Origin of the sequence: Moorena sp. SIO1G6, assembly GCF_010672795.1 — a bacterium.
Taxonomy (GTDB): domain Bacteria; phylum Cyanobacteriota; class Cyanobacteriia; order Cyanobacteriales; family Coleofasciculaceae; genus Moorena; species Moorena producens.
Genome location: NZ_JAAHFZ010000150.1, coordinates 1 through 2,175, shown reverse-complemented (window position 1 = coordinate 2,175; position 2,175 = coordinate 1). Strand labels below are relative to the sequence as shown.

Sequence of the window (2,175 nt, the reverse complement as noted above, 5' to 3'; positions counted from 1 at the left end):
GTTAGAGTCGATGCCCGGTATTATCCGGGGCACCTCTCCTTCGGAACCGTGCATGAGACTTTCATCTCACACGGCTCCTAGATATCCTCTCCTTTCGGAGTGCTCCAGTGTATCTGTTGGTGGCAGCTCTGATGAACTGCTAGTAGATTCTTTTTCGACCAGTTGTCGTGGTTTCCATCTACATGATGAAGGTGTACAGATTCGTCTTCTAAGAACCTCAACCCACAGTGTCCACAGGAATGGTTTTGCCTTTTCAATGCGTCAGATGTAGCATTGGAGTAAAGGCGAGAGTTCCTTTGACTCCAATAGACTAGGTCACCGTCATAGGGTGACTTAGTCCCCCTTACGTTTACGTGTTGGTTCTGTTTGTAACCTACCTTCGGGAATGCCTTTTTGCATAATTCATTGGCCTTATACCGGTTCACTTTCTTTTCCTTTCGGAATTTCCGGTTTGCCGTCTTTGCCATAAACCATAAGGAATCCCTGGAGCTGCTCATGTCACAGCTACTGTGGTAGTTGCGCCATCCGCGAACGATGGGGGCTAATTTCAAAGCTTTTACTTCAGCACCATAATTCGAGCAGTTGACTACGTTTTTAATCTTCTTACGTATATTCTGGTGGTTTTCCTCTGAGGGAATGCACGAGAACTTTTCGTCTTTTCTGACGCGGAATTTCCACCCCAGGAAGTCAAATCCGTCTGTCGTTTTGGTTAGCTTGGTCTTTTCTTCACTGATTTCCATACCTCTTTCAGCTAGGAATTCCTTGACTTTATTGAGGATTTTTTCAGCATTGTCTTTTGGCTTGAGGATGAATACCATATCGTCTGCGTACCGCAAACTTGTGTGTATGTCCTCTATTCCGTTTAATGCCACATTTGCTAATAGGGGACTAACCACACCACCCTGGGGTGTACCCTGGTCTGGAAATTCTGCGGATACTCCTGCTTTTAGGCATCTGAATATTCCTATTTTGACTTTAGCGGGTGCTATTAGTCTTTCCATTATGGCGGTGTGACTGATACGGTCAAAGCACTTTTTGATGTCTAGTTCTATGATTCGTTTGTTGATGCCATTGTGGTTAGATGCTAGGTGTATTTGTAGACGTTTTTGAACGTCTTGGGCGCACCTACCTGTTCTGAACCCGTAGCTATCTCCACTGAACGTGGCCTCGTGGGCTGGTTCTAAGGCTAATTTTACTAGACATTGCCATGCTCGGTCGGCTATGGTTGGTATTTTCAACATCCGGATTTTCCCGTTCTTTTTGGGAATGGGAATTTCACGTAGTCGGCTATGCTTCCAGTCGAGGGCATGGTCGTTCAATGTTTCTACCAGTTCCATGCGTTCTTTGTAGTTGAGGCTTGACTTTCCATCAACTCCAGCCGTTTTCTTACCCTTGTTTAGCTGTGTCACTTGTCGGACTGCCAAAAGTTGAGCTGAACGGGATTTCAGTATTAGCTTTTGTAGAGACCGTGCTTTCTTCAAGTCACCAGCTCGAACCGCTTTGTACACTCGTTTTTGAAGGCGGAATAAGTTTTGGCGGAGTTTCTTCCACTGTTGCTTTTTCCAAAGTTCACTATGGTTGTTCATGTGTCTAACTATGCTCTCCTCGAATTTGTGTATTCTGAATACCCGCAGCCAGTTATTCGGCTGCATCCTACCCGGCAGTGAGGATTAGGTTTGACATAACTTACCGTAGATTCGACCGGTCTACAGACTCATTATTGCTGCCGTTTTTACTTGTTCCGTTCATCGGATTGTTCTGGTGATTTAGGGTAGTCCAATTTGCCTATTCCCTCCTCGGAGATTACAACTGTCGAGGATAAAACGTTGTGAGGATAATCGGGAATCAGGTCTCGCATATACTAGTCAGATTGCGGCCTAAACATTAGACACTTTTTCAGGACTTTTGCTTCTGTTACCCATGTCACCTCCCCGTTAGCGCCAGTGTCACTCATCTGATTAGTGTCTGATTGCGCCCTGGTGCCAGCTTCACTCTGCTAGGATGTCGCCTGCTCGGTGTGGCCAAGATAGGGAGTCACTAGTCTCTTCTAGGGGTCGGGTTTGCACCGCCATCCAGATGAACAGTTATAACTTTTGGGGTTGTCCCCGCGAGTTACCTAAGTCATACCCCTCCTGGTGGGGGAGGCTCCTACTTAGAACAAGCCGCACATCCTCT

At 46.3% G+C, this 2,175-nt stretch carries 1 protein-coding gene; it reads right to left on the bottom strand.

Annotated elements, in window-relative coordinates; genetic code table 11:
• Positions 1-77 precede the first annotated feature (77 nt).
• A complete protein-coding gene (locus F6K63_RS36615; RefSeq protein ID WP_287314976.1) occupies positions 78-1,586 on the bottom strand; it encodes a group II intron reverse transcriptase/maturase in 1,509 nt (502 codons plus the stop codon).
• Positions 1,587-2,175 lie beyond the last annotated feature (589 nt).

Coding starts and splice junctions, on each gene's coding strand:
- F6K63_RS36615 (WP_287314976.1), bottom strand. CDS start 1,586: ATGAACAACCATAGTGAACTTTGGAAAAAGCAACAGTGGAAGAAACTC.